Genomic DNA, 26,173 nt, shown 5'->3' on the forward strand with positions numbered 1-26,173 from the left:
AAATTATCTAATTTGACAACTTTGAATCCTAATATTTGATTAAACAGGCTCTTTTCTTGATGTAAACAATTATCTTTGCAATAATCAATTAGTTACACACGATGAAAAGAATATTTTCTATTTGGCTTTGTCTCACTTTTTCGCTCATCGTTTTTGCTCAAAGAGACAAGAACTTTCAAGGATATTTATACAATCAAGAATATCAAGTATATATATACATGAACTTCTATGATAACAATGTTTTGGTTAAAGATCAAGAGATTTTCGGAGAACTCCCCGGTTATCTCGGAGCGATAAGAGACACTAGAAAATGGCTAATTATCAGCGCAGATTTAGTTTCTCCAAACACTGCAAATCTAGAAATATCAAATGATTATGGAAGCGAAGATCTTACTGCAACGTTGTCAAAAAGTAAGGATGGCAACTATATATTAACCCAGAAAAGTGGCAGTAACATCAAGATTGTAGTCAATCGGAAATGGGTCAAGCTCCCGAAATCACTCACTTTCGTCCTCCAAGAGTCCCCGCTCACCCGGTAGTATTTCTCTCATTTGCGTGCAACTAATCAAGGAAAATGAAGAATTATCGTATAATGCGAAAACTATCTGATAATGAGTGAAAAATGGAGTTAAACAGGTCGTATCTTGTCCGTGATGATGAGGGAAGTCTTTGACTGAAGTTCAACAGGCAGAAGACAGGCGTACTTTGTCGTATCAAGTTGTTGCCCGAAGCCATCAGGATAATAGAGAAGTACAAGAGCGATGAAAGGGAAAGCCTATTGCCACAGATGAAATATGCCACCTATCAATCGTATCTTAAAGCATTGCGCCTAAGAGCAGGCATAGCCTTTCCCTTTACCACTCATACGGCAAGGCATACCTTTGCCACGCTCATTACCCTTGAACAAGGAGTACCGATAGAAACGGTAAGCAAGATGTTGGGGCATAGTAACGTGAGTATGACCGAGCGGTACGCAAAGGTTACGCCACAGAAGCTGTTTGTGGAGTTTGAGCGTTTCCTTTCTTTCACAGAGGATATGCAGATGAGCATTTAGCAATAGTAGCATTAAAACTAAAATCATGATGAGAAGTACATTCAAAACACTGTTTTATATCAACAGACAAAAGACTAAGGGAGGGTACATGTCTGTAGAAATATCAACAAGAGCATATTTACCTTTTGCTGACGCTCGACAAATCGGTTATAGGATAGTGTATGGGGATATTCGGAACGATGATGTTCACAAATCTCATGAAGATAGAACGTTTTGAGATCTATGTAATGAGACTGATGATACATGATGAGGATAGTCATTATTTCACTATCGCTCATTACACACGGACGGTTTCGGCGATGCTTACTAGACTCGTCTAACAGACGTTTTTGAGTTGAGGAGCAAAAAGCTTGCAGAATTCATCAAGAATACAGAATATTTCTATTAAATTTGTACTATTCATAGGAGTGGATATTTTTCGTTAATACTTTGATTATCAACTATAAAGATACGAAAAACATTCCACTCCTACAACTTTTTTGAAGAATTTCTTATACCGAACTCAGGTTATTTTATGAAGTTTAGTAAGAGAAGGCAGGCATTTATAATGCTCATGCCTTCTTATTTCGTAGGTACAACTACTTTCTTGACCTCAAAGTCAACCGATGAGTTGTTTGTATCGGAAAATCTTTTTCCATTAAAACGTCGAGTAATCATCTTGCCTGCACCAACGTCTATCTTATCATCAGCCTTTTCGTAAACGCCATTCCAACCTTTGTCCAGTGTACCCGATATCGGGAATTCTTTTTCTGTAGAAGCTCCTTTGAACCTTACATTTACGGCGTCAACAACCCATTGGTTCGGTAAGAACATAAGAATTTGTGAATGTGAGTGATGTCCACTCTCGCTCCACATGACATAGCGTCCATATTTTGCCATCGGCTCTTCGTTTCCTTTTAGCAACGCTTCATTTACTTTGGCATTGTTCATATTCTCTTTTATCTTCTCAATAGGTTCTGCCAAACGTATCAGCGCAATGGTGAAGTTACGCTCAAATCCGAAAGGTACATACTCATCGTCGTCTTCATCCCATACTCCGACTTTCGATTTGTCCTCTTTCATTCGATTTTCCTGTTCTTTGTCGTTCTCCTTACAATAGAGGAACGTCATGTGTGGAACGTTTTCGGTAGCATTCTGTCCCCATTCAAAGTCGGCTTTGGAAAGGTCGATCAGTTTTTCTATACCTTTGTATTTGGTTGGATCTTCTTCATTATCTGTCAAATACTTCTTGTATCCTTCCGCATGATTGATGGCTCTCATAGCAATAATAATAGTTTTGCCTGCTTTTACGGTGTATGGCATGCCACTTTTATCTTTGGGGAAACCAATCATATTGGAAACGCCAAATGCTTTCTGTCTATAATCGCAATTAGGCTTTTCAAAGTTGACTTTGTCTACGGCGTTGTACTGACATAGTGCCAAAGCCATATTCTCAAGACTTATGTCATGGTCGGTAGGGTTGTAGACGGAAATAAACTTGTCATCCGTGTATTCAGATTTATTGCCGTAAGGTGTCTCCACGAAGTCTCCAGCATAGTAAATGTCTTTTATAATCAGGTCTGCGCTTTCTGTCTCAGCGGTATTTTTCTTTTCTTCTGGTTCTCCGTTACGAGTACAGTTTGCGAAAAGCGCAATTGTTGCCAATGCGCATAGCATCATCTTCTTCATTTGTTTGTCTTCTTTATATTAATGATTGTTGTTTAATTATCCTTGTACGTCTCAACTCTTAATTCTTCTTGGTACGTGCATCGATGGAGTTAATCTTCCAGTATGCGGTCATGTCTAACGGCTTGCCCTTGCTGTCGCGTCTGCAGAGTGACGGCACACCTTTCGTGTAGTTCAGTGCAGAACTCATTTCAGCTACAAATCCCTTTCCGTTGGTACGACGAATCAGTGCACCTTGTAATTGCGAGGGATCGAGTGAAGGATTAGAAAAGTCACTACTTGTAAATATCCGGCTGCAGACACTTGCTGTTCCTCTGTCGTACCACCATACTTTTTCTTTCTTTTCTTCTGTTCCTTCCATTATGGGGCGTCCTGTTGCATCATATACAGTTACAGAGCTTGGACCTGTCAGCAAGTCCATTTTCTTATCTGTCGAAGGGCAAATAGTAAGGAAGTCGACAACCCAATTGTAATTCAGCTCAGCAACATAGAAGCCTCCCATACCAGTTGTGTTATATATCATGTGGTAGAATGCCGTTGGGTATTTTCTGTTCTTTTCCAGTTCTCTTTTCTTCTGCGGATCTGTCTCGTCATTAATTTTGTCCTGCTCGGTTCCATACAAATCATATAGGTGATACCAATTGGAGCGAGAGCGTGGCGATTCGTCAGGATAAAATCCGTTTTCGTCTTTGGTATGAGGTTTGGATACATCGCCATCAGGGAGCTTCACCAAAGCGATGCGCATACTCTGACTTGGTCCCGTAAATGGAAGTTCATCCCACACAACAAGGTCACGCATGTTTGGAATATCCTTGTTGTCAAAATTGTCGTTAGGGTCGCACATTCCGTTTTTCGGTTCATGTTGGTTGCACAACTCAAAGGTTTTGTCCTTTGGAAGTTTGCTGTAGTCGGGCAGAGCCTCCCAGCCATAGTAGCTTTTCTTTGCATCTTCTTCTGTAGTCTCATTCTCGGCAAGGAATTTCTTCTTGTGATCGCACGCATACTTCACTACGATGACACTGTCGCCAGGCTGTATGACATGTGGCTTTTTTGTCACAGGGTCGTTGGGGAAATACGACATGCCTCCAATGCCATAGTATCGCTTTGTGAAATCTCCATTACCGTCTTTTTGGAGTGAATATTGGATACTTGGGTCGACAACATGACAGGCAAGTGCCATATTCTCAAGTGATATTGGTTTATGGGTAGGATTGTATATCACCAGATAGTTGGCATCCTCGTATCTGCTATATTGGCTTTTGAAGCCGAAGGAAGACAAATCCTTATAAGTGCAGTAACCAATGTAAAAAACTTCTTTGAATATGAGGTGGTCTACTGTTGAATTAGCATCAGTTCTGTCTGGCATATCTCCATTTCTCTGGCATGCTGTGAATAGAGATGATAAAGCCATAAAGGCTAATATCAAGGTATAATTTATTTTTTTCATATCCTTGTTTTGTTTATTTGTTCTGATAATTTTTGTTGTTTATAATAATTGTATGAATTAGAGGAACCAGTTGCCAAAAGCGCCAAAGCCATGCGTCTTAACATTTTGGCTCGCTTCGTATGCTTGTTTTCCTGTTAATCCAATCTCTCTACCTAAGTAGAAATAATATGGCTCTGCTGGTGATACGTTTGTCGGATCGGAATCGAACCTATTGCAATACACCTTGATTGGTATATTAAAGCGTATAAGCTCTTTCCATTCAGGAACCTCAAGGGTCGTATTCTTCGATTGCCAGAAAGGGTTATAGAATGGTGCGCAGGCTTTTTCGCTCTTCATCCAATCCCAATATCCAGCATAGTCCAGCTCCTTGTTGGCAATGGTAGCCTTAGGAATATATGCCTTCTTTCCCTTTTGACATTTCATAACTCTTACGGAAAGATAGAAGTAAGGCAGTATGTATGAAGTACGGCTATATACTACCGACTCACCGGAAAAACCTTTTACCATGAAAGGCCATGTGTCTTTCTCTCCAGCCCCATATCGTGGATCTATTTCAGGTCTAAAGTTAGAGGTAAGCTCGTTAGCCTCATAGTAAAAGTTGATATGTCCTTTTAGTCCTACACAGTCCTTGTCATAGGAAACGCATGAATTAGCATCGGTGGCAGCAAGGGGTGGCAGCAACCTAATGTTGTAAAACTCGCGCATACCGTCAGCCATAGCATTCTGATGCCATGTGTCACGGTAGGCATATTCAAACAAATTCTTGGTTGCATTTTGTCTACGCATAAAGATATCGTGACCTAAACTTTCGTTCTTATCTACTCTTTCGAAATAAGGTGATACGACAGGATGCTCATCTACTTTGCCATCTTTCCCATTTTTGTCAGCTTCCCATGTACCTCTACAGTCTTCAATCTTGTATGGGTTACCTTTATCGTCTACGTCACTGATGGTAAAGAATATTTGATACTCATCAGAGTGCTTGTATATCTCATCGTTAAGCAACTTTCCATCTTTATCCAAGAAGTACAAGCATATACCCCAAAGGTTTTTATCTCCACCTATAAGGCGAATGTAAGGCTGCTGGGGAGTAGGCGTGCCTAACTTCTTTTCAAAAACAGTTTGAATACTCTTTTCCCATTCCACCTTTACAGTAGGAAACTTTTGTGAGTTGTTTTCTACTATGACAAATTCTTCTTGTCTCCATGGCGCTGCTGGGTAAACATAATTGCCATGAAATTTTTCATCTCCGTGTGAGTGTCCCTCTTTGAACATAACTAAGCAGCGAGCCCAGTTGTTGAAAGCGCCATCTTGGTCGGGATTGTTCATGGCATCACCAAAGGGAGCTTTTTTCTTCAAGCTGTCAACCATGGCATCCGCACCGCTGTGTGGTACTTCTTTGTGTTCAAGTGGGTTTTCGTTGTAATTGATGTTCATGTTACCAAAGATGAAATCATCACATGATGTACATAGCATCAATATAAGAATGAAACAAAAACTATATTTTTTCATTTTATTATTTTATGTAAATGTCTTGATTAGATAGTCCAGTATAATTGGCACTTTGCTAAATACTCTTACTCCTTTTAGCCGTGTATGTAAATTTTCCTTAGTTGGGAGATTGTGTCAGCCATGTGAGGAATGATGATGCGCAAATGCCTTCCTTTTAGCTGAGGTCTACATGACGAATATATTCTTACGATTCCTTGACAGCAAATATTGAGGATTGAAGAAATAACTCTTGATTTCATTGGTATCCATGTGCGGATAGAACTTTTTGAAATCTTCCACGAACTTCTCGTTTCCATCTTTCATGTCTGCAATGACACGGAATGTTAAAGGAATGTCAATGTCGTGATTGCTCCATTCTGATTTTATTTCATTAAAATTATAAAGTCCTCTACCTTCTCCATTTCCTAATGTTGGAATTTCAGAACAAGTCTTTGAGTCAGCATCTTTTTGGTTATCATTTCCATATTTGGGCCAAATCGCATTCTTTGATTTATCCATTTGTGATACGATGTTGCATAGGCTTATTTGCATAGCAAATTCGGTGTTGGCTTGGCTAAACTGTAGAACTCCCTTGAATCCCATTCTGTCCAAATTGTTTGGACCTATACCAATTCTCCTGCATTGGTGCAGCAATTCCACGAAATCGCCTTGTCTTTGTCTCAGTGCGTTTGTACCATCTGTTACAACGCCACCGTCACCGCTACCTTCTTGATATTCATATCCCAATTGTTTCTCAAATGGGTCGGTATCTCGGTATTTGTATGTAAACAACTTGTTAGCAAGTTCTGCCGCATGTGGCATGGTGAGTGTTTGAAAGAATTTAAAGCCATTTTCTGTCCATGTGGCTTGATTTCTTTTCAGCGTAGGGAATATATTTATCGCTTTGTCTATCAGCGTGCTGTCAAACGGCATGATATCTGATTTGTTCCCACTTTCAGGTGCAAGCAGTGCGCCGGTCGTGGTGATGTCACAAGGCTTTAGCTTGTCGCCCTCCATCTCAAAGGTAAGCTCTGGGTAGTATGTTGGTTTCTTGTCCAGCGTGTGTGGATAAAAACCCTGCTTACTGTTCTTGGATATGGTTTTACCATCTATAGTGTAGCTGTGTTCCAATACTTCGTTGCCAATGGTAAAGAAGTGTTGGTGTTGTACCAATGTAGAATTGTCGAGGTCTGGGTCTCCGTTTTTCTTGTAATAGAACTGTATGAACTCACCGTTTATTTGTTGGTGGTTGGCTCCATAATATGTAAGCTCAAGTCCGTAATAAACGTCATCTGACGCAACTACATCAAAATGGTCGCGCTGGCTGGTAATTTGCATTTGTCCATTGTCGCCCTTACTTATCTCAATTTGTTGCATGAGCGGATAGTCTGTCGGTTTATCCGTGTTCACGCTTATCATGTTGTACGAGTTTTGTTCGTATGTGTTGTCTATACTGTTGTCGGCACCAAAGTTTCCAACTTTTATGTTACCACCTTTGAACCCCATTCTAAGTACGGCACTTACTGCATATATCTGTGAGTGTCCCTTGCCATTGTACTCGATAGAAGCAGGAGGAGCTTTTACTACTTTTTTCAAGAAATCATCAACATCATTGGTAGAACATGCGGCAAGTATGCAGCAGCATCCTACAGCTAAAATAGTTGAACGCATTATTGTCTTATATTGTAACTTCATTTTCTTAAAATTTAATGATTGTGCGCAAAGAGTAGTTCATGCCACGTTCGTGCGCATAATATCTAAATCGGTCTGTATATTCCTTATATAATGTGTTGAGAATGTTGTCGCCTACCAACATTACCTTTATTTCCCTATTGCTTGTCAGCTTGAAGGCAACGTCTGCTGTGGTGCCAAGCAGGAAGTAAGGATCGGGCGATACTGCCACTAAATCCTTGTTGGGGTCGAAACGTTTCTGTTTTGTGACATAGTTGCCAGAGAGAGAGAACGATGCCTTTATCTTTTTCTCTGCACCGAAGACATGTTCGTAGTTGGCTGACAGTCCATACTTGTCTGATGGCATGAAAGGCAACCAGTCGTCTCGTGTTATGTTGCGTGCAAATATCCATTCGCCCTTTGCTACGATACTGAGTCCTTTAATGGGGTTCACCGTGGCTTCTATATCGCCACCATACAGTCTCACATCGTCCTGATCATACATAAACTTGGCATATTTTCCGCTTGGGCTGTTATGAAAACGATTAGCACCATAGCCGATATGGTCGTATATATAACTGTTAATGTGTTGGTAGAACATGCTTGGCTCTACAGATACCCATGTGTTGCGATACCTTGCGCCAAAGATGGACTTCCAACCACGCTCACTCTTTAGGTTTCTATTGCCCACTACCCAGTAAGAACCTTCTTGAAGTCCGATGGCATAAAGCTCGTTGATGTCTGGTGGACGCCACGACCAACCGATGTTTGCACGTATGTCCCAGTTGTCGTTAAACTGATAGTGAGTAGCAAAGCTCGAGGTGAAGTTGCTGTAAACCTTGAAGTCATCGTAATAGTCGTACTTGTTCAGCGTGGTGTAACCGCTCACGCTCATTACTCTAAAGTCGTAACGCAAGCCCAATTCGCATTGCAATTTTTCAAAGAAAGTAGCCTTTTGTAACAGGAAACCACCCATGGTGAGAGCGGCAAAGTTTGGTACAAAGGCAGGATTCTTGGTGCCTGGGAAGTTGTAGTTTATTTGGTATGTGTTTGCTACACCTGCAAAGGTGGACATTTTGTAAGGCTTCCATGAAGCACGATATGACAAGTCGCCCTTGTATGTTTTCAATATAAGGTCTTGCATCGGGATGACGCTCCACTCCTTTTTCATACGGTTCTCATACTCCTGTCGCAAATTTTCTTGGAACGACAAAGTCAAATCCAGCGATTGCTCTGGATTGATACGATATTTCACCTCACCTTTCAGCGTGAAGTGTTGTGATTGCTGGAAGGGTATGCCAATTTCATAACTGAATGGTTGCAATGACGACTCTGTTGGACGACCAATGCGGAATCGTTCTTGTAGTTGTGCCAAGTCGGATATTTGGCTGCCAAAATAGATACCAGAACGTTGGTAGAACAAACTTGTAAGCACGGTTGCCGTGATGCGCTTGTTCTCAAAACCACCCATGGCAGACATGCTGATGTTATTGTAGCCCGTGTTGTTCATGATGTATTCGGGCGTATGGTAATCACCACCACGAGTATAGTTGCCGTGCAGGCGCATACCGAAATTCTTCCAACCTGCTTCAATGCTTCCCGAACCGCTTATTCCTCGGGCATTGGTATCATAGCCGATGTTGGTAACTCCTTTCACGATAGGCTTGTTATGTCCATAGGGTAGGGGCGCATCGTTAAGCAATACCACACCACCCATGGCACCAAAACCGTAACGAATACATTCGGCACCCTTTACAACCTCTACCATGCTGGCACCTGTGTAGTCAATTTCTGGCGCATGGTCGTTACCCCAACTTTGACTCTCCAATTTCACACCGTTGTTCATCAATAGAATACGGCTACTGTGCATACCTTGAATAACAGGTTTAGCCACCGTACTACCGGCACTGATAGAGCTCACGCCAGGAATGGTCTCTAACATTTTTGCCAACGAGGTGGCACCACCTTTTTCAAGTATACTTTGATCCAAAGTCTTGGCTTGCTGCATGATGTCGGTGTGTCTCTTTTTAGATGTCACCGTTACACCACTTAACAGCTGAGCATCTTCCTTTAGTTTGATGTTCAGTGTGCGTGTTTGTGCTGACACATAGGAAGTGTAACTCTTATAGCCTACGAATGTGACAGTGACTGTCACATTCTTATCGGTGTTGCTTAACTTCATAATGCAGGTCCCCGACTCGTTGGTGACGTATGTCTTACCGTTGCTATCTTTTACAACGGCTCCTAATATGGGTTCGCCCGTTAGCGCATCTGTAACTTGAAGAGTCACGCTACCTTCCTCGGCTTTATCTGTGCTTGCGTTCGTGCCGTTGTGTGCCTTTGTGGCAGTGATGCTTAGAAACAGCATCGTCAGCATTAGCAAGCATCCCTTGAAAAGGGAGTCTCGAGCCGATAGAATCTTTTGCGTTCGTTGTTCTTTTTTCGACATTTTACTATCTTAATAATTGTTATTATACTAAAAAACTTTCGAGTTGCAAAGGTATTTCAACTTCTCGATACAGAAAAAGAATGTACATACCCAAAAATAGGTATTTTCTTATTGCTTCTTTTTACGGGCATAACTACTTTTAGTGAAAGCAGATGGTGTTGACGAGCTTGTTGGCTAAGTCGTGTTCCTCTTGTTTGGAATGTGGTCTGAGTGAATATTTCTTTGAAAACGCTTGTTATTCGGTAACAAAGTATTATCTTTGCAAACAGAATAACAAGCGTTCTTTGTTAGGCAGAAAACAGCGACACCAAGTAGTTCGCTCGTTTCCAAATTGTTACCTATTCAGTTTAACAAACAAGCTAACTTCTTTATTTCCAATTAGTTGTATTTTAGAAATCATCTTAGATTGCAAACATCCATATTTCGCAATGCAATAAAGGTTCATAAGATTTCCAACAAAACAAGTATTCAATTACTGCAATGGCTATACAGCAATCTTGCATAGTCCGTTCAATATTACAGCAAAGCCTTTTCAGCAACACTGAAAAGGCTTTGCAATGATGTACATATTATTTATGAAGAAAGCCTACTTGCGCTTCTTTAATTTCAATTCAGGGATTTTTACCTTATCTCCCAGTTTAACTTCCTTCACTCCATTAAGTACTTCTACGTAGCACTCCATATCCGGGCCTAGGTAAGTACGACTAATCGACTTTAGATTTTGTCCATTCTTGACGGTTACAACCTCTTTAATCCCAACAATTTGATAGGCACCTGTGCGCACTCTAGCATCTTTTTGAGCTAACGAAGCATATCCATTAGATGAAACCACAGGCTTTTCTGGGGCAACAACCTCTTTCACTTGTGGTTTTTCCTGAACAGGGGGAACTACTTTAATGGGTTCCACCATCTTTGAAGATGGCTGATGTTTTATTTCCATTGCAGTCTTCTTTTCTGCCCGAAGTTCTGTTACCAACTGCTTAATGAGAGCATCGCGTCGATTTAATTCACGCATCAAGAAATAACCACCAAAACAACATAGTAAGAAGAATAATCCACTCAATGCCGACAAGAGAATAATAGGGAGTTTAGAATTTCGCTGCTCAGAACGTTCTTCCTGTTCCTCTTCTATTTTCGTTTGCTCTACAAGTCTTTCACCGGAATCCTCTAACACTTTTTCTATCTCAGGTAGAGGTTCTTCTTGAGGCGCACTTTTCTCAGTTTCCTCTACAGGATTCGGGGATTCAACAACAGATTGTATAATAGGTTCTTCTACAACAGTCTGAGATTGTTCTTTTTGTAACACGACTGGTTCCGAAACTTTCTCTGGCTCGTCTTTAACTTCCTCCGACTCTACATAAGATAACATATCTGCATCTACTCCATCGTTTACTACGACAGTTTCAAACTGAGCGAATGGTCTATTGACCAATTCCTTGACACCAGACTCTGGCGAGAAAGAAAGTTTATCCCGTCCTTCTATGAGAATGCGTTCACCGGTATTAACATCCACACTCTCACGAGCACTCACATAAACAGTCTTAAAAGTACCAAGTCCTTTAACCTTGACTTGCTTATCATGACGTATACCATCGCCCAAAACCGCAAACATTTGCTCTACAAATGCCTGTGCCGCCTCTTTATCAAGGTTGAACTTCTGCTCCAAAGAACTATATAGTTCTGAAAGAAATACATTACTATTCATTGTCATTCCCTCCTTCTTTTAGTCTTTCTTTGATCTGCGCATTAGGCTTAAAGTTTAAAACCAACTTTGGAGGAACAAGCATTTTTTGCCCGGTAGAAGGATTAATAACGACTCTTTCCAGCCGTTTCTTTACCTCAAACGTACCAAATCCTGCTACAGAGACCGCCTCTTCTTCAATAAGAACATCTAACATCTTATCAACAACAGCTTTAACCATCTTTTGCGTATCGGCCTGTGTATAGCCGGTCTTTTGTGCTAATTCTGCAATGTATTCCTTATTATTCATCTACTTCTCCGTAAAGATCAAACTCATCACTATCTACAATTCGAACATAATAGAAATTTCCTACTCGCAACTTTCGGTTGGCAACAGGGATTAACACTTCCGGGTCTACCTCAGGAGAACTAAACTCCGACCGGCCAATATAATATTCGCCTTCCTTTCGGTCAATGATAACACGAAGCGTCTTGCCTACTTGTTGAGCGGTTAAGTCGGTACTGATTTCTTCTTGTAACTTCATCAAGCGATCCAAACGTTCCTGCTTTACATCTGTAGGAACATCATCGGCATAATGTTTGGCACCATAAGTGCCTTCCTCTTCTGAATACATGAATGCACCTAGACGTTCAAAACGCGCTTGTTTTACAAACTCTAATAGTTCTTCGAAATCTTCTTCCGTCTCACCGGGAAATCCCACCAATAAGGTTGTTCGCAGACATATACCGGGAACTTTCTCTCTGATTTGCCTTACCAAGTTTATTGTTTCTTCTTTCGAGACATGGCGATGCATAGCATCAAGCACGTGATTAGAGATATGTTGTAAGGCTATATCAAGATAATTACAAACGTTATCGTGTTCACGAATGACATCCAATAGTTCTAAGGGGAACTGATTGGGATATGCATAGTGCAAGCGTATCCATTTCACCCCCGGTATCTCTGCTATTGCAGAAATAAGCTCCGCAATATGACGCTTGCCATCAACGTCGACTCCATAATAGGTAAGTTCTTGGGCTATGATTTGGAATTCTTTTACACCGGAAGCAACAAGTTCTTTTACTTCTTGGATAATTTCTTCTTGCGGACGGCTTACATGCTTTCCTGTTATGAGTGGAATGGCACAGTAAGCACAATGCCTATCACATCCTTCTGATATTTTCACATACGCATAATGATGCGGTGTCGTGAGATGGCGACGACCATCGCAAGACGGTATATCGGCCTTACCCAAATCCTGAAGTAAAGTTTTATAGTTGAACTTCCCATAGAATCTGTCTACTTCAGGGAGTTCTTTCTCCAGTTCATCCTTATAGCGCTGACTCAAACAGCCCATCACAAAGAGTTTATTCAAGCGTCCTTCTTTCTTTGCTTCTATAAATCCTAAGATGGTATTGATGCTCTCCTCTTTGGCCGACTCGATAAAACCGCAAGTATTGATGACTGCTATTTCACCTTGTGGATGTTGACAATCGTGAACACAATGATAGCCATTGGCTTCAAATTGTTTCATCAGAAGCTCGCTATCAACGAGATTCTTAGAGCAACCCATTGTAACTATATCTATCTGATTCTTCTTCATTACACTTGGAGTATTAGAATTTACTGTTCTTCTCCAAACAGAGATTCAACAAATTCTGTACGATTAAAGTGCTGGAGGTCTTCAATCTTCTCTCCCAAACCGATATACTTAACAGGAACTTTCAACTGGTCTGAGATACCAATAACGACTCCTCCCTTTGCCGTTCCATCTAACTTAGTGATGGCGAGGCTTGTAATCTGGGTAACAGAAGAGAATTGCTTGGCTTGTTCAAAGGCATTCTGCCCCGTACTACCGTCCAATACCAACAGCACTTCATCGGGTGCTTCGGGAAGAACCTTCTTCATCACGTCCTTGATTTTCTTCAACTCGTTCATAAGACCCACCTTATTATGCAGACGCCCGGCCGTATCTATCAATACCACATCGGCATTATTAGCCTTTGCACTCTGAAGGGTATCAAAGGCTACAGATGCGGGGTCGGCACCCATTTGCTGCTTAACGACAGGTACACCAACCCTATCTCCCCATATTTGGATTTGCTCTACGGCTGCAGCCCTGAACGTATCGGCAGCTCCGAGATACACCTTCTTACCGGCTTGTTTGAACTGATGAGCCAACTTGCCAATAGTCGTTGTCTTTCCTACTCCATTGACCCCAACAACCAATATGACATAAGGCTTGTGCGTAACCGGTAAATCCCAGTCATCCCCATCAGCTTTATTATTTTCAGCCAACAATGAAGCTATCTCACTCTTTAGGATACCATTCAACTCGGAAGTAGACACGTATTTATCACGTGCCACTCGCTCTTCGATACGTTCGATTATCTTCAAAGTAGTATCAACACCAACATCAGAAGTGATTAATACTTCTTCCAGATTATCTAAAACGTCGTCATCGACCTTAGATTTTCCTGCCACGGCACGCGTAAGCTTGGAGAAAACGCTCTGTTTGGTTTTCTCTAGACCCTGTTCCAGCGTATCTTTCTTTTTCTTATTGAATAGACCAAAGATTCCCATACTATATATTTTTCTGCAAAGATACGATTTTTGACTGAATAATTACTGACTAAAATCAAAAAAGGGAACACGCCTATACGGCATATTCCCTTATTAATATGATTGTTACGGAGATATTAGTTGTTTACTGAACCTCCTACAATATCAAGTAACTCATTGGTGATAGCTTGTTGACGGCTCTTATTATACTGTAAATTCAATGTCTTGAGCAATTCGTCTGCATTGTCCGTTGCCGTCTGCATAGCAACCATACGAGCCGCATGTTCACTAGCTTGACTATCCAACAATGCTGTATACATCATCAAATTCAACTGCTTCGGAATCAAGACACCCAATACTGTTGCTAAATCCGGTTCTACAATATAATCATCATTCAACTTTGCAACATGCTCTTGGCTTTTCTTTTCAGACTCTTTCTTCTTACGTAGATACTCTTGAGCTTTAGCTGTAACCATGTTACTACTTAAATCTCTATCGTTTTCTGCGCCAATTGTCTCTGTAGACAAGTCTATTGGTAAAAAAACTTTATGCGTAAGAATCTGAGAACCGGCACTCTTAAAGTGATGATAAATCATATCTACCTTGTCTATTTCACCAGCTTGGTACAACCGGGCAAGCGTTGTAGCTATATTAGCACAGCCATTTGCTGAGGGTTTATCAGCAAGTTCTGTAAAATCACCGGCAACTTGAAGACCTAACTTTTGAGCCTTCTCAGCCACCTTACGCCCAATAGGATAAACTGTAATATCCGTAATTCCCTGAGCCTTATAATCGCTTACCACCTGCTGCATCATCTTGATGACATTAGCATTAAATCCACCACACAACGATGTATTGGAACTAAATACCACCAAAGCAACACGCTTCATATCAGCATGTACTCTGTCATATTCGCTTTGAGCATCGGGTAAGGAAACCAAAAAAGTCTTCAGAATGTGCTCTAACATCGTCTCGTAGGGCAGCATATTCTGAATAGCAACCTGCGCATGATGAAGTTTGCTAGACGCAACCATCTTCATAGCACTCGTAATCTTACGAGTGCTATTGACAGAAGCAATTCTGGTTTTTATCTCTTTTAATGAAGGCATAGACTATTATGCTTTATATTGTCCGGAGATATCAGCCATTACACTTTCTATAACCGAGGTATCCTCATCGGTCAATAGACCTTTGGCTAGTGATTCTATAGTCGTACCATGCTGAGCACGCAGCTTATCCAAGAAAGCATCTTGGCATTCACGCACCTTTTCTACAGGAACATCGTGCATCAATCCATGTACACCGCAATACAAAATCGCAATTTGTTCGCCTACAGGCATTGGACTATATTGAGGCTGGATAAGAAGTTGGTTATTCTTACGTCCTCTATCTAGCGTCATGGCTGTCACTGCATCCATATCGGAAGAAAATTTAGAGAAACTTTCCAACTCACGATATTGAGCCTGATCTATTTTCAAAGTACCAGCCACTTTCTTCATACTCTTGATTTGAGCACTACCACCTACACGAGATACCGAGATACCAACGTTGATAGCAGGACGGAAACCTTGGTTGAAAAGGTTGGACTCCAAATATATCTGACCATCGGTAATAGAAATCACATTGGTAGGGATATAAGCCGACACATCACCCGCCTGTGTCTCAATGATTGGCAAAGCTGTCAACGAGCCACCTCCTTTGACATGCCCTTTCATACTTTCAGGAAGGTCGTTCATCTGCTCTGCGATTTCTTGCTGATCATTGATACGTGCGGCACGCTCCAATAAACGTGAGTGCAAGTAGAATACATCACCGGGGTATGCTTCACGACCAGAAGGACGACGGAGAATCAATGAGACCTCACGATAAGCCACTGCCTGTTTTGACAAATCATCATATACCACCAATGCAGAATGTCCCCTATCGCGGAAATATTCTCCTATAGCAGCACCAGCAAACGGTGCATAATATTGCATAGCGGCGGGATCGGCAGCCGTAGCACTCACTATAATAGAATAAGGCAAGGCACCATGCTCTTTTAAGGTCTGCACTAAGTTAGCTACAGTAGACGCTTTTTGCCCAATAGCTACATAGATACAATATACAGGTTTGCCTGCATCATAGAAACTCTTCTGATTGATAATCGTATCAACAGCAATAGCAGTCTTACCGGTTTGGCGGTCTCCAATAATCAACTCACGCTGTCCACGGCCTATAGGAATCATGGAATCAACCGCCTTCAATCCTGTCTGCAATGGTTCTTTTACCGGTTGACGATATATCACACCGGGAGCTTTGCGGTCAAGAGGCATCTCAAAAGCATCTGTTAAGTCAATGTCGCCATTGCCATCAATAGCTTCTCCCAATGGATTAATGACGCGACCTAACATGTTATCATTCACGCGAATGGATGCAATACGGTGTGTGCGCTTGACAACTTGGCCTTCCTTGATGCCTGATGTAGGACCTAAGAGAATACAACCAACGTTATCTTCCTCCAAGTTCATCACAATAGCCATTGTTCCATTCTCAAACTCTAGGAGCTCATTAGCTTCTGCGTTGCGCAATCCATAGATGCGTGCAACACCATCACTAACGGTAAGAACAGTACCAACTTCATCAAATTGACCATTGCTATTGATGTCCTGAAGCTGTTGTAAAAGAACAGCCGACACTTCGCTTGGTTTTATTTTATCTGACATTATTAATCTCCTTAATTATAATCTAAGATTAAGTGTATTAAAATATAAACACTTGAATCCTATTGTTTCAACTGCGACAATATCGAACTGAGCCGTGTCTTGACACTGGCATCCATACGATAAGTGTCATATTCAAGAATGAATCCACCGATAATTTCGGGATTCACCTCTGTATTGAATTCCACAGTTCCGAGAGTTCTACTCTCTACCAACAGTCTCATCTTCTGCTCTACGGCAGGAGCTACGACTGTAGCAGTAGACAACTTTCCACAAGTGATATTCTTTTGTTTCCTATATAAAGTAATATATGAAGCAGCCATGAATTGCAAGGCCTTCTCCCTGCCCTCTTTTAAAATGAGTCGAATAAACGATTGAGTAGCTTCTGTAACATTCGTTCCACAAGCTGTGACAAGCAATTGTTCCTTCTTATCCTTTGAGAGCATAGGATTATCTATCGTCGAACGCAACTCTGACACCTGAAGATAACAGTCATACAGCAACTGCATCTCTTGGTAAACGAGAGTTTCAACAGATATATTCGTGGCATATTTCAGGAAAGCACGAGCATATCTTACCGATATTACACCTAGTTCCATAAATACTATTCTTTCCCTTTATTCACAGAAATATCACCCATCAACTTATCAATCAATTCCATCTGCTGATCACCTGTAGACAATTTTTCGCGCAAAATCTTCTCCGCAATCTTCACAGAAAGCTCTGCAACTTGTGAACGTATCTCACGGATTGCATTCTGTTTTTCTGCCTCTATCTGCACTTTTGCATCATTCAGCAGCCGTGTACTCTCTTCTCTAGCCTTTTCTTGAGCTTTTTCAACGATTGTATCACGTGTGTTACCAGCTTCCTTTAAGATAATTGCTTGTTTCTCTCGCGCTTCTTGCAGAATGGATTCACCCTCCTGTTTGATATTCAATAAGCGCTCAGAAGCCTCATGTGCTTTGCGTAAACTCTCGTCAATATAATTCTTACGACCATTCACCATCTTAATAATAAGGGGGAATGCGACAAGTGCAAGCACAACAAAGACAACCAAAAAGGCCAAGAACATCCAAAACAGGAGTCCTAAATCAGGAGTTAATATTGATGGTAAATTATCCATTCTTTAATTATTACTTGATAAGGAATGAGCAAGCTGCAATGGCAAACAGAGCACAACCCTCAACAAATGCAGCTGTCAAAATCATGCCAGAAGTAATCTTTCCGTTAGCTTCAGGCTGGCGAGCGATAGCATCCATAGCACTACCACCAATCTTACCAATACCTAAACCGGCACCAATTGTAGCGAGTCCTGCACCTACTGCACAACCCATCTGTGCCAAACCTTCTGCTGCTAATAATGTTGTAATCATCATAATTTTATGTTTTAATTTAATGTTAATATGTTCTTTTCTTCTAAATTCTGCTCTTCTATTCTGCAGGATGATGTTCAGGATGAGCCAACCCGATGAATACTGCACTCAACATGGTAAAGACATATGCCTGAATAAATGCCACCAAAACCTCCAAAAGGTTCATAAAGAGTAACATGATAATACTGAAAATATTCAGACCTATACCATAGCCCACCCCCATAGACCATCCTAAGAAGATAACACAAGTGAAGCTTAATATCACAGCATGCCCTGCCATCATATTGGCAAAGAGACGAATCATCAAAGCAAATGGTTTAGTGAAGACACCAAATAACTCAATAACCGGCATCAATGGCACCGGTGCTTTGAGGAAGATTGGCACATTAGGCCAAAATATATCTTTCCAATATTCCCTGCTTCCAAACACATTGATAGCTATCATTGTGCAAAGAGCCAAGAACAATGTAATGTTAATATTACCGGTAATATTGGTTCCACCGGGGAAAATTGGCAACAACCCTATAATATTACACAGAAATATAAAGAAGAATATGGTCAACAAATAAGGTGCATATTGTTTACAATGTGCTTCACCTACCGCTGGTTTTATAACATCGTCATGGATATACATCACTAACATTTCTATGAAACCAATAAATCCTTTCGGAGCATCCGACTTCACATCGACTTTCTTGTAATACTGCATACAAGCGATGAAAACGCCCAATAAAATAAAGACAACGATCCAAATCTGAGCAACAACCTTTGTTATACTCAAATCAAGCGGACGTACCGTCTCCCCATTAGGCAACTTTTCATAAATCTTTCCATGATGTGTCTCATCAAAATAAAATGGACTCGGCAGACTCTTGGCAGTACAGAAAGTCCACTCACCAGTAGCCGCACTCCTTACAATAATCGGCAATTGGAATCCAATATGCTTACCTTTATATGTTACTATATGCCATTCATACGAATCAGACAAGTGCTCCAACACGATGGTTGGTATGTCCAATTTCTCGCCTTTTTGCTCATTGGCAAGAACATTCAATGGTATTAGCATGATAGCCAACAACAAAAGGATATTCTTTATTTGTCTCATTTCTTGTTTCTTAATCTCATTTCTCTTAATACTTACCCACGCATGACCTTTCTAAAAAAGATAGTATGATGCGTCATCAGTACAAAATAATATATCATGAATACCAATAGGAAGGCTAGCATGTTATCACTATCTGTCGCCAAATAGTAAATAAACATGAACGCTAAAGCTGCTAGCATCCTAAAACCGGAAACACCTATGAAAAATGTAGGTAAACTTTCGGGAGCACGAAGAGCTACACGGCGCCAGATCAGAGCATCAACCACCTCTACAACAAAAGAGAATATCACACTGTAAAGTATAGGATATAATATCTCATCCAGCATGGACAACTGCATGACAAGCAATCCTAGTAATGATAATCCTATTATAAAGAAGGTACTCTGTCGTATATATCGGTGGCAAAGTTTTCCTACATTCATCATCTATATTTTCTTATATATAAGCTACTTACAGCTCTACACAAAGACTTACCATATTCTTTTGTACCTCTACAAAGCCCCCATGGACAACAAACTCTTGTTTTGTTCCATCAGATAATTGATACATAACAGTTCCATCCTCTAGCGAAGAGATGATTGGTGCATGCGAGGTGAGTATCTCAAAAGAGCCAAGTGTTCCCGGAACAGTGATGCTTTCCACATCACCGTCGAACATAATCTTTTCCGGAGAAACTATCTTTAACTTCAACATATCCTACTGAATATTAAGCTTGGGCAGCTGCTAACAGCTTCTTAGCCTTCTCTTTTGCATCCTCAATAGTACCCACATTCAAGAAAGCTTGTTCTGGTAAATCATCGACTTCTCCATCAAGGATAGCATTAAATCCTTTGATGGTCTCCTCGATAGGAACCATTACACCTTTCAAACCTGTGAATTGCTCTGCCACAGCAAACGGTTGAGAGAGGAAACGCTGTACACGACGTGCGCGGTTCACAGTCAGTTTGTCCTCGTCAGACAATTCATCCATACCCAAGATTGCTATAATATCTTGCAATTCATTGTAACGTTGCAAAAGTTGTTTTACACGTTGTGCGCAATCATAATGCTCTTTTCCCACAATCAGTGGATCCAAAATACGAGATGTACTACCCAATGGATCTACCGCAGGATAGATACCTAACTCTGCAATCTTACGCGAAAGTTCGGTTGTTGCATCCAAGTGAGTAAACGTAGTAGCAGGAGCAGGGTCGGTCAAGTCGTCTGCTGGTACATACACAGCCTGCACAGATGTAATAGAGCCACGCTTTGTTGAGGTAATGCGCTCTTGCATAGCACCCATTTCAGAAGCCAATGTAGGCTGATAACCTACAGCAGACGGCATACGTCCCAACAAAGCAGAAACTTCAGAACCAGCCTGTGTGAAACGGAAGATATTATCAATAAAGAACATAATATCGGCCGCCTCGCCACCCTTACCACCATGATCACGGAATTCTTCTGCAACAGTTAGTCCCGACAAAGCCACACTTGCACGTGCTCCGGGTGGTTCATTCATCTGACCATAAACAAGGGTCGCTTGAGATTTACTCAACTCCTCTTTATCGACAAGCGACAAATCCCATTTTCCTTCATCCATTGCTTTGCGGAACTTCTCTCCATATCTGATAACACCAGATTCCAACATATCGCGAATCAAGTCGTTCCCTTCACGTGTACGTTCACCTACACCTGCAAAGACAGAATAGCCGTTATGTCCCTTTGCAATGTTATTGATAAGCTCCATGATAAGCACAGTCTTTCCGACACCGGCACCTCCAAAAAGTCCAATCTTACCACCTTTCATATAAGGTTCCAACAAATCTATCACTTTAATGCCAGTTGCAAGCATCTCTTTATGGGTAGACAACTCATCGAAAGTTGGTGCCTCACGATGAATAGGATAAGCACCATCCATCTGGAGTTCTTCCATACCATCAATCGGTTTGCCTATCACATTCATCATTCGCCCCTTGATTTGTTCACCTGCCGGCATCACAATTGGTTTACCAGTAGGTACAACTTCTAAGTCACGTTGCAAACCATCGGTATTATCCATGGCCACACAGCGAACCGTGTCTTCACCAATATGTTGTTGCACCTCTATAACGAGGTCACTTCCATCGGGACGTTTAACTTTCAAAGCATCGTAAATCTTTGGCAGAACTTGCTCGGCATCCTGACCTTGTGTATCAAAATACACGTCAATCACAGGACCGATAATCTGAGAAATACGACCATTAATTTGTGACATAACTAATATCTTTAAATTTTGTTTTCTCTACTTGTAATTAGCACAAAAGTAATTAAAAACAGATAGAAACCGTAACTTAACTCAGAGTTTTAATCTTTTTTTAACACCTTTTAGACTGCCTAGCGGATTACAAACATTCTATATAGACAGTTCGTCTAATACCTTTATCAATTTTCTATCAAAAGGTTTATCACTACGAATCGCTTCACTCAGTGGCACATATACCACCTCGTTGTTTCTTACTCCCACCATAATATTTCTCTGTCCTTGCATAATAGCTTCAATTGCACCTACGCCGGTTCGACTAGCAAGGATTCTATCGCGAGCCGTCGGACGTCCGCCACGCTGCAAATGACCCAAGATTGAAACACGAACATCGTATTCAGGAAACTCATTACGAACACGGTCGGCATAGTAAAGAGCACCACATTTAGGGCTTTCCGATACAATTACGATACAACTCTTCTTACTTTTACGGATACCTCGCTCCATAAACTGCGCCAACTGGTCAACATCAGTAGAGTCTTCCGGAATAATGGCAGCTTCAGCCCCACTGGCAATAGCACTGTTCTGAGCCAAGAATCCGGCATCACGCCCCATAACTTCGACAAAGAAAATACGCTCATGACTCTGCGCCGTATCTCTGATACGGTCGACACAATCCACAATCGTGTTCATCGTCGTATCATAACCTATCGTATTGTCAGTACCATACAAATCGTTATCTATAGTTCCCGGCAGTCCGATACAGCACACATCGAAATCTTTGGCAAAATTCATAGCCCCCGTAAGCGAACCATTACCACCAATAACAATCAAGGCATCAATTTCTTCTTTTACCAAATTGTCATACGCCTTTTGCCTACCTTCTTCCGTCATAAAAGCCGATGAGCGAGCCGTTTTCAGTATCGTACCTCCCGTGCCAATGATTCCGCTGACGTTCTCTGTCGTAAAAGGCTTTATCAACCCATTAATCAAGCCATCGTACCCACGATATATTGCCTTGATGTTAAAGCCATTATAGATACCAGCCCTAGAGACTGCCCTGATAGCAGCATTCATTCCGGGAGCGTCACCTCCAGATGTCAAGATTCCAATTGTCTTTATTTTTGTCATTATATATTTATTTTATTAATATCACAGTTGAACTATTAAGACCAACAATCCTATAATCCCACCCAGTAAAGCCTTCCATCCTATATTGCGGAAAAACCATCCTGCATGCATACGTTCCATTTTCAAAAGTGCCATTCCACTCATACTGGCCGTCGCCAATATATTTCCACCAGCCATCACTGCATACGCCACTACTTTATAATAGGCATCATTAGCAACGCCATTGGGCTTCATTACTACAAAGTTCATCGCTGTGGCAAAATTATCAAGCAGCGAGCTGATTGCAGCCACAAGAATACCTAATAAAGTTATATTCGTTGTTGCCATCCCTAATTGCGCCCACAACCAAGCAAAAGCTCCAGTTTCTTTCACTACACTCACCGCCAACATAATCCCCATCACATACAACATCATTTGGATTACACCATATTGGAGCACACGCGGCGTTCTGCGTTGCGACATCATGTTGGCGTTAAAAAGACGCCGGTTAAACACTTCGTTTACTATCCATAATATAGACAAAACACACAAGGCACCCAAAAATGGACTTAATTTCGTTATATTATGGAACGTAGGGATAAACCACAATCCGCCAATTCCCACAAACAGCATGACAAGACGCTGTCCAACCGTCAGATTGGTATCATCTCCTCTGTACGGCATCACCACCCATTCAGTATCCACTCTCTCAGGCAGCGCACGACCGATGAGCCATGTCGGAATCCCCCAAGCCAGCAAACAAGGGACAAACAAAGCCATAGAGAAATCTGTAGCCGTCACCTTTCCCATATTCCACAACACCAATCCTTCGGGATTACCGATAACAGTCAATGCACCACCTGTATTGGCCGATAGCACGATAACGCTTCCAAAAAGCATGCGCAACCGCCTGCTTGGAATCACTTTATGCATAACTGTCAACATCATGACCGTCGTTGTGATATTATCAAGATTGGCTGAAATTAAAAAAGTAACAACGGCCAGCGTCCACAACATGCGACGACTGCTCCGCGTCTTCAGCAATTGCGAGATAAAATCAAAGCATCCGTTATTATCAAGAATTTCGACAATAGTCATCGTAGCCAGCAAAAACAAGACTATTTCAGCGGCTTCGCCAACATATTTAAGGAATATATTTTGAGCTATATACTGCTTTACGGCTATGCTAGTAGCAACTGCTCCATTCAAGAAGTTAGTATAGTCACCATGGTGCTGACTCATAACGAAGTCCGTTCCATAGCAAATATAAAGCACCCAACCTAGAGTGCCTGCGAATATCGCAACGGCAGCCTTATTTACATTTGTAATTGCCTCTGTCGCTATCAATATAAAGCTGATTAACAATATGCCAACAATAATCAGAGTCATAAAACAGAATTTGCAAGGCAAAGTTAACAATTATTTCTGCACATACAAGTTTTATATCGACTTTTTTATCATTAACGTGTTAATTATCAAATTATAATTTGACCAGGTAAAAAGGGAAACGAACGTCATCATCACACCAAATTAAATTACTACAAAGGATTCTCAACATATTTGCCGACATTTTACAACAATACTGCATAGAGCATTCAGCAAAACTGCCTACGCTGTGCAACGAGAGGTATTTGAATCTATTAACCCAATATTTTATATTAAAGAAAGTTAATACAAAGGTATTTCAATTCTCAACAAACACTTTGTAATGATTTAATTACTACCTTTGCACTCAATTTTGGTGAAAAGCTTAAAAAAGCAATTACACCATATTATATTAATAACATAAAGTCCAACTTTATTAATTACAAACAATTATTTTTTATGTCAAACTTACAGAACGTACAACCATTGGACAACTTCAACTGGGAAGAATTTGAAAATGGTTCAAACGTAAACGTCAACAAGCAAGATCTTGAGAAGGCTTATGATGAAACTTTGAACAAGATTGCAGAACATCAGGTCGTAGAGGGAACTGTAATCTCTATCGACAAGAAGGAAGTTATTGTTAACATCGGCTATAAGAGCGATGGTATCATTCCTGCATCAGAATTCCGTTACAACCCCGAACTCAAAGTAGGCGACAAAGTTGAGGTTTACGTAGAGAATCAAGAAGACAAGAAAGGTCAGTTGGTTCTTTCTCACAAGAAGGCTCGTTTGAACAAGAGCTGGGATCAAATTAACGCAGCTCTCGAAAACGAAGAGGTTATCCAAGGTTACATCAAGTGCCGCACTAAGGGTGGTATGATTGTTGATGTATTCGGCATCGAAGCATTCTTGCCCGGTAGCCAGATTGACGTTCATCCTATACGCGACTACGATGTATTCGTAGGCAAGACCATGGAATTCAAGGTTGTTAAGATTAACCAAGAGTTCCGCAATGTAGTTGTTTCTCACAAGGCTCTTATTGAGGCTGAGTTGGAGGCACAAAAGAAAGAAATTATCTCTAAGCTCGAAAAAGGTCAGGTACTTGAAGGTACTGTTAAGAACATCACCTCTTACGGTGTATTCGTTGACCTTGGCGGCGTAGACGGATTGATTCACATCACAGACCTTTCTTGGGGGCGTGTCAGCGATCCTCATGAGGTTGTTGCTCTTGACCAGAAGATTAACGTTGTTATCATCGACTTCGATGAAGACAAGAAGCGTATTGCACTTGGTTTGAAGCAGCTCACTCCTCATCCTTGGGATGCTTTGGATGCAGACCTGAAGGTTGGTGACCATGTAAAGGGTAAGGTTGTTGTTATCGCTGACTACGGTGCATTCGTAGAAATCGCTCCCGGTGTAGAAGGACTTATCCACGTTAGTGAGATGTCATGGAGCCAACACTTGCGTTCTGCACAGGAATTCATGCACGTAGGTGATGAGATTGAGGCAGTTATCTTGACTCTCGACCGCGAAGAGCGCAAGATGAGCCTTGGTATCAAGCAGCTCAAGGAAGATCCATGGGAAACTATTGAAGTGAAGTATCCTGTAGGTTCTAAGCACAATGCAAAAGTTCGTAACTTTACTAACTTCGGTATCTTCGTAGAACTTGAAGAAGGTGTTGACGGTTTGATTCACATCAGCGACCTTTCATGGACAAAGAAAGTTAAGCATCCTTCAGAGTTTACTACTCAAGGTGCAGAGATCGATGTAATTGTTCTTGAAATAGACAAGGAGAACCGTCGTCTGTCTTTAGGTCACAAGCAGTTGGAAGATAATCCTTGGGATACTTACGAGACAGTATATACTCCGGGTTCTGTACACGAAGGTAAGATTACCGAAATGATGGACAAGGGTGCTGTTATCACTTTGAACGAAGGTGGTGAAGGTTTCGCAACTCCTAAACATCTTGTAAAAGAAGATGGCACACAGGCTCAACTTGGTGAAGAATTATCATTCAAGGTTATTGAGTTCGTGAAAGATACCAAGCGTATCATCCTCTCACACAGCCGTACTTTCGAAGAAGGTAAAGAAGAAGTGAAAACAAACTTCAAGCACAACAGTGGTTCTAACCACGCTAATAAGCCAGAGGCTACCATCAACAACGTAAAGGCCGGTACTTCATTGGGTGACCTCGACGTGCTTGCTGACTTGAAAGCAAAGATGGAAAAAGGTGAATAAATTTACAGTTGAATAACTTGTAAAAGTATTCTACAAAAAAC

At 41.2% G+C, this 26,173-nt stretch carries 22 protein-coding genes and 2 pseudogenes; 3 read left to right on the forward strand and 21 right to left on the reverse strand.

Features of this window, described 5'->3' with window-relative positions; translation table 11 throughout:
• The first annotated feature begins 101 nt into the window (after positions 1-101).
• Together AC1EK4_RS01615 and AC1EK4_RS01620 are read left to right on the forward strand one after the other, a co-directional pair.
• Entirely contained in the window at positions 102-539 is a 438-nt protein-coding gene (locus AC1EK4_RS01615) for a hypothetical protein (protein WP_480356779.1), read from the forward strand.
• 83 nt (positions 540-622) lie between these two features.
• Positions 623-1,054: pseudogene (locus tag AC1EK4_RS01620) on the forward strand (site-specific integrase); the annotation flags it as partial.
• An 80-nt stretch (positions 1,055-1,134) separates the two neighbouring features.
• Here the strand turns inward: AC1EK4_RS01620 and AC1EK4_RS01625 are convergent.
• The 21 genes and pseudogenes from AC1EK4_RS01625 to AC1EK4_RS01725 form a co-directional block, all read right to left on the reverse strand.
• A pseudogene (locus AC1EK4_RS01625) lies at positions 1,135-1,457 on the reverse strand (IS982 family transposase); the annotation flags it as partial.
• A gap of 158 nt (positions 1,458-1,615) precedes the next feature.
• Positions 1,616-2,722, reverse strand: coding sequence for a DUF4876 domain-containing protein (locus AC1EK4_RS01630; protein ID WP_480356780.1), 1,107 nt, complete (start codon positions 2,720-2,722; stop codon positions 1,616-1,618).
• Positions 2,723-2,780: 58 nt separating this feature from the next.
• Positions 2,781-4,166, reverse strand: coding sequence for a hypothetical protein (locus AC1EK4_RS01635; protein ID WP_480356781.1), 1,386 nt, complete (start codon positions 4,164-4,166; stop codon positions 2,781-2,783).
• 57 nt (positions 4,167-4,223) lie between these two features.
• Positions 4,224-5,678, reverse strand: a complete 1,455-nt coding sequence (locus AC1EK4_RS01640) for a hypothetical protein (RefSeq protein ID WP_480356782.1) — start codon at positions 5,676-5,678, stop codon at positions 4,224-4,226.
• A gap of 165 nt (positions 5,679-5,843) precedes the next feature.
• Complete coding sequence (locus tag AC1EK4_RS01645) at positions 5,844-7,328, reverse strand: hypothetical protein (RefSeq protein ID WP_480356874.1); 1,485 nt, start codon at positions 7,326-7,328, stop codon at positions 5,844-5,846.
• 28 nt (positions 7,329-7,356) lie between these two features.
• Positions 7,357-9,777 (reverse strand): TonB-dependent receptor, encoded by a 2,421-nt coding sequence (locus tag AC1EK4_RS01650; protein WP_480356783.1) that lies wholly within the window; start codon positions 9,775-9,777, stop codon positions 7,357-7,359.
• Between the two features lie 586 nt (positions 9,778-10,363).
• Positions 10,364-11,488, reverse strand: coding sequence for an HU family DNA-binding protein (locus AC1EK4_RS01655; RefSeq protein WP_480356784.1), 1,125 nt, complete (start codon positions 11,486-11,488; stop codon positions 10,364-10,366).
• Positions 11,475-11,768 (reverse strand): HU family DNA-binding protein, encoded by a 294-nt coding sequence (locus AC1EK4_RS01660; RefSeq protein WP_480356785.1) that lies wholly within the window; start codon positions 11,766-11,768, stop codon positions 11,475-11,477. Before AC1EK4_RS01660 ends, AC1EK4_RS01655 begins: the two co-directional genes overlap by 14 nt.
• The gene (gene rimO, locus AC1EK4_RS01665; protein WP_480356787.1) at positions 11,761-13,062 is read right to left on the reverse strand and encodes a 30S ribosomal protein S12 methylthiotransferase RimO; all 1,302 of its coding nucleotides are present in this window, start codon (positions 13,060-13,062) and stop codon (positions 11,761-11,763) included. The genes AC1EK4_RS01660 and rimO overlap by 8 nt, the downstream gene beginning before the upstream one ends.
• A 20-nt stretch (positions 13,063-13,082) precedes the next feature.
• On the reverse strand, positions 13,083-14,042 hold the full coding sequence (gene ftsY / locus AC1EK4_RS01670; RefSeq protein WP_480356788.1) for a signal recognition particle-docking protein FtsY: 960 nt from the start codon (positions 14,040-14,042) through the stop codon (positions 13,083-13,085).
• Positions 14,043-14,158: 116 nt separating this feature from the next.
• On the reverse strand, positions 14,159-15,130 hold the full coding sequence (locus AC1EK4_RS01675; protein ID WP_036897607.1) for a F0F1 ATP synthase subunit gamma: 972 nt from the start codon (positions 15,128-15,130) through the stop codon (positions 14,159-14,161).
• A gap of 6 nt (positions 15,131-15,136) precedes the next feature.
• Positions 15,137-16,723, reverse strand: a complete 1,587-nt coding sequence (atpA, locus tag AC1EK4_RS01680; protein WP_036897609.1) for a F0F1 ATP synthase subunit alpha — start codon at positions 16,721-16,723, stop codon at positions 15,137-15,139.
• A 59-nt stretch (positions 16,724-16,782) separates the two neighbouring features.
• Positions 16,783-17,319: a F0F1 ATP synthase subunit delta gene (locus AC1EK4_RS01685; protein WP_036897613.1), complete on the reverse strand. Its 537-nt coding sequence runs from the start codon at positions 17,317-17,319 to the stop codon at positions 16,783-16,785.
• 5 nt (positions 17,320-17,324) lie between these two features.
• On the reverse strand, positions 17,325-17,843 hold the full coding sequence (gene atpF / locus AC1EK4_RS01690) for a F0F1 ATP synthase subunit B (RefSeq protein ID WP_036897616.1): 519 nt from the start codon (positions 17,841-17,843) through the stop codon (positions 17,325-17,327).
• 10 nt (positions 17,844-17,853) lie between these two features.
• A complete protein-coding gene (locus tag AC1EK4_RS01695; protein ID WP_036897619.1) occupies positions 17,854-18,096 on the reverse strand; it encodes an ATP synthase F0 subunit C in 243 nt (80 codons plus the stop codon).
• Positions 18,097-18,151: 55 nt separating this feature from the next.
• The gene (gene atpB / locus AC1EK4_RS01700) at positions 18,152-19,198 is read right to left on the reverse strand and encodes a F0F1 ATP synthase subunit A (RefSeq protein WP_036897622.1); all 1,047 of its coding nucleotides are present in this window, start codon (positions 19,196-19,198) and stop codon (positions 18,152-18,154) included.
• A 32-nt stretch (positions 19,199-19,230) separates the two neighbouring features.
• Positions 19,231-19,623 (reverse strand): hypothetical protein, encoded by a 393-nt coding sequence (locus AC1EK4_RS01705; RefSeq protein ID WP_062432435.1) that lies wholly within the window; start codon positions 19,621-19,623, stop codon positions 19,231-19,233.
• Between the two features lie 25 nt (positions 19,624-19,648).
• On the reverse strand, positions 19,649-19,891 hold the full coding sequence (gene atpC, locus AC1EK4_RS01710; RefSeq protein WP_036897627.1) for an ATP synthase F1 subunit epsilon: 243 nt from the start codon (positions 19,889-19,891) through the stop codon (positions 19,649-19,651).
• Between the two features lie 13 nt (positions 19,892-19,904).
• The gene (atpD, locus tag AC1EK4_RS01715) at positions 19,905-21,431 is read right to left on the reverse strand and encodes a F0F1 ATP synthase subunit beta (protein WP_036897630.1); all 1,527 of its coding nucleotides are present in this window, start codon (positions 21,429-21,431) and stop codon (positions 19,905-19,907) included.
• A gap of 138 nt (positions 21,432-21,569) precedes the next feature.
• Positions 21,570-22,547 carry a 6-phosphofructokinase gene (gene pfkA, locus AC1EK4_RS01720; protein ID WP_036897633.1) on the reverse strand — a complete coding sequence of 326 codons (978 nt, stop codon included), beginning with the start codon at positions 22,545-22,547 and terminating at the stop codon, positions 21,570-21,572.
• Between the two features lie 21 nt (positions 22,548-22,568).
• Positions 22,569-23,915: an SLC13 family permease gene (locus tag AC1EK4_RS01725; RefSeq protein ID WP_062432438.1), complete on the reverse strand. Its 1,347-nt coding sequence runs from the start codon at positions 23,913-23,915 to the stop codon at positions 22,569-22,571.
• A 435-nt stretch (positions 23,916-24,350) separates the two neighbouring features.
• Between AC1EK4_RS01725 and rpsA the strand changes: the two genes are divergently transcribed.
• Entirely contained in the window at positions 24,351-26,132 is a 1,782-nt protein-coding gene (rpsA, locus tag AC1EK4_RS01730; RefSeq protein ID WP_062433828.1) for a 30S ribosomal protein S1, read from the forward strand.
• Positions 26,133-26,173: the final 41 nt, after the last annotated feature.

Source organism: Prevotella sp. C0026C3, from assembly GCF_056590795.1.

What these genes read in the sequence shown, in the direction of transcription:
- AC1EK4_RS01615 (WP_480356779.1), top strand. Translation starts at nt 102, where the DNA reads ATGAAAAGAATATTTTCTATTTGGCTTTGTCTCACTTTTTCGCTCATC.
- AC1EK4_RS01630 (WP_480356780.1), bottom strand. Translation starts at nt 2,722, where the DNA reads ATGAAGAAGATGATGCTATGCGCATTGGCAACAATTGCGCTTTTCGCA.
- AC1EK4_RS01635 (WP_480356781.1), bottom strand. Translation starts at nt 4,166, where the DNA reads ATGAAAAAAATAAATTATACCTTGATATTAGCCTTTATGGCTTTATCA.
- AC1EK4_RS01640 (WP_480356782.1), bottom strand. Translation starts at nt 5,678, where the DNA reads ATGAAAAAATATAGTTTTTGTTTCATTCTTATATTGATGCTATGTACA.
- AC1EK4_RS01645 (WP_480356874.1), bottom strand. Translation starts at nt 7,328, where the DNA reads ATGCGTTCAACTATTTTAGCTGTAGGATGCTGCTGCATACTTGCCGCA.
- AC1EK4_RS01650 (WP_480356783.1), bottom strand. Translation starts at nt 9,777, where the DNA reads ATGTCGAAAAAAGAACAACGAACGCAAAAGATTCTATCGGCTCGAGAC.
- AC1EK4_RS01655 (WP_480356784.1), bottom strand. Translation starts at nt 11,488, where the DNA reads ATGACAATGAATAGTAATGTATTTCTTTCAGAACTATATAGTTCTTTG.
- AC1EK4_RS01660 (WP_480356785.1), bottom strand. Translation starts at nt 11,768, where the DNA reads ATGAATAATAAGGAATACATTGCAGAATTAGCACAAAAGACCGGCTAT.
- rimO (WP_480356787.1), bottom strand. Translation starts at nt 13,062, where the DNA reads ATGAAGAAGAATCAGATAGATATAGTTACAATGGGTTGCTCTAAGAAT.
- ftsY (WP_480356788.1), bottom strand. Translation starts at nt 14,042, where the DNA reads ATGGGAATCTTTGGTCTATTCAATAAGAAAAAGAAAGATACGCTGGAA.
- AC1EK4_RS01675 (WP_036897607.1), bottom strand. Translation starts at nt 15,130, where the DNA reads ATGCCTTCATTAAAAGAGATAAAAACCAGAATTGCTTCTGTCAATAGC.
- atpA (WP_036897609.1), bottom strand. Translation starts at nt 16,723, where the DNA reads ATGTCAGATAAAATAAAACCAAGCGAAGTGTCGGCTGTTCTTTTACAA.
- AC1EK4_RS01685 (WP_036897613.1), bottom strand. Translation starts at nt 17,319, where the DNA reads ATGGAACTAGGTGTAATATCGGTAAGATATGCTCGTGCTTTCCTGAAA.
- atpF (WP_036897616.1), bottom strand. Translation starts at nt 17,843, where the DNA reads ATGGATAATTTACCATCAATATTAACTCCTGATTTAGGACTCCTGTTT.
- AC1EK4_RS01695 (WP_036897619.1), bottom strand. Translation starts at nt 18,096, where the DNA reads ATGATGATTACAACATTATTAGCAGCAGAAGGTTTGGCACAGATGGGT.
- atpB (WP_036897622.1), bottom strand. Translation starts at nt 19,198, where the DNA reads ATGAGACAAATAAAGAATATCCTTTTGTTGTTGGCTATCATGCTAATA.
- AC1EK4_RS01705 (WP_062432435.1), bottom strand. Translation starts at nt 19,623, where the DNA reads ATGATGAATGTAGGAAAACTTTGCCACCGATATATACGACAGAGTACC.
- atpC (WP_036897627.1), bottom strand. Translation starts at nt 19,891, where the DNA reads ATGTTGAAGTTAAAGATAGTTTCTCCGGAAAAGATTATGTTCGACGGT.
- atpD (WP_036897630.1), bottom strand. Translation starts at nt 21,431, where the DNA reads ATGTCACAAATTAATGGTCGTATTTCTCAGATTATCGGTCCTGTGATT.
- pfkA (WP_036897633.1), bottom strand. Translation starts at nt 22,547, where the DNA reads ATGACAAAAATAAAGACAATTGGAATCTTGACATCTGGAGGTGACGCT.
- AC1EK4_RS01725 (WP_062432438.1), bottom strand. Translation starts at nt 23,915, where the DNA reads ATGACTCTGATTATTGTTGGCATATTGTTAATCAGCTTTATATTGATA.
- rpsA (WP_062433828.1), top strand. Translation starts at nt 24,351, where the DNA reads ATGTCAAACTTACAGAACGTACAACCATTGGACAACTTCAACTGGGAA.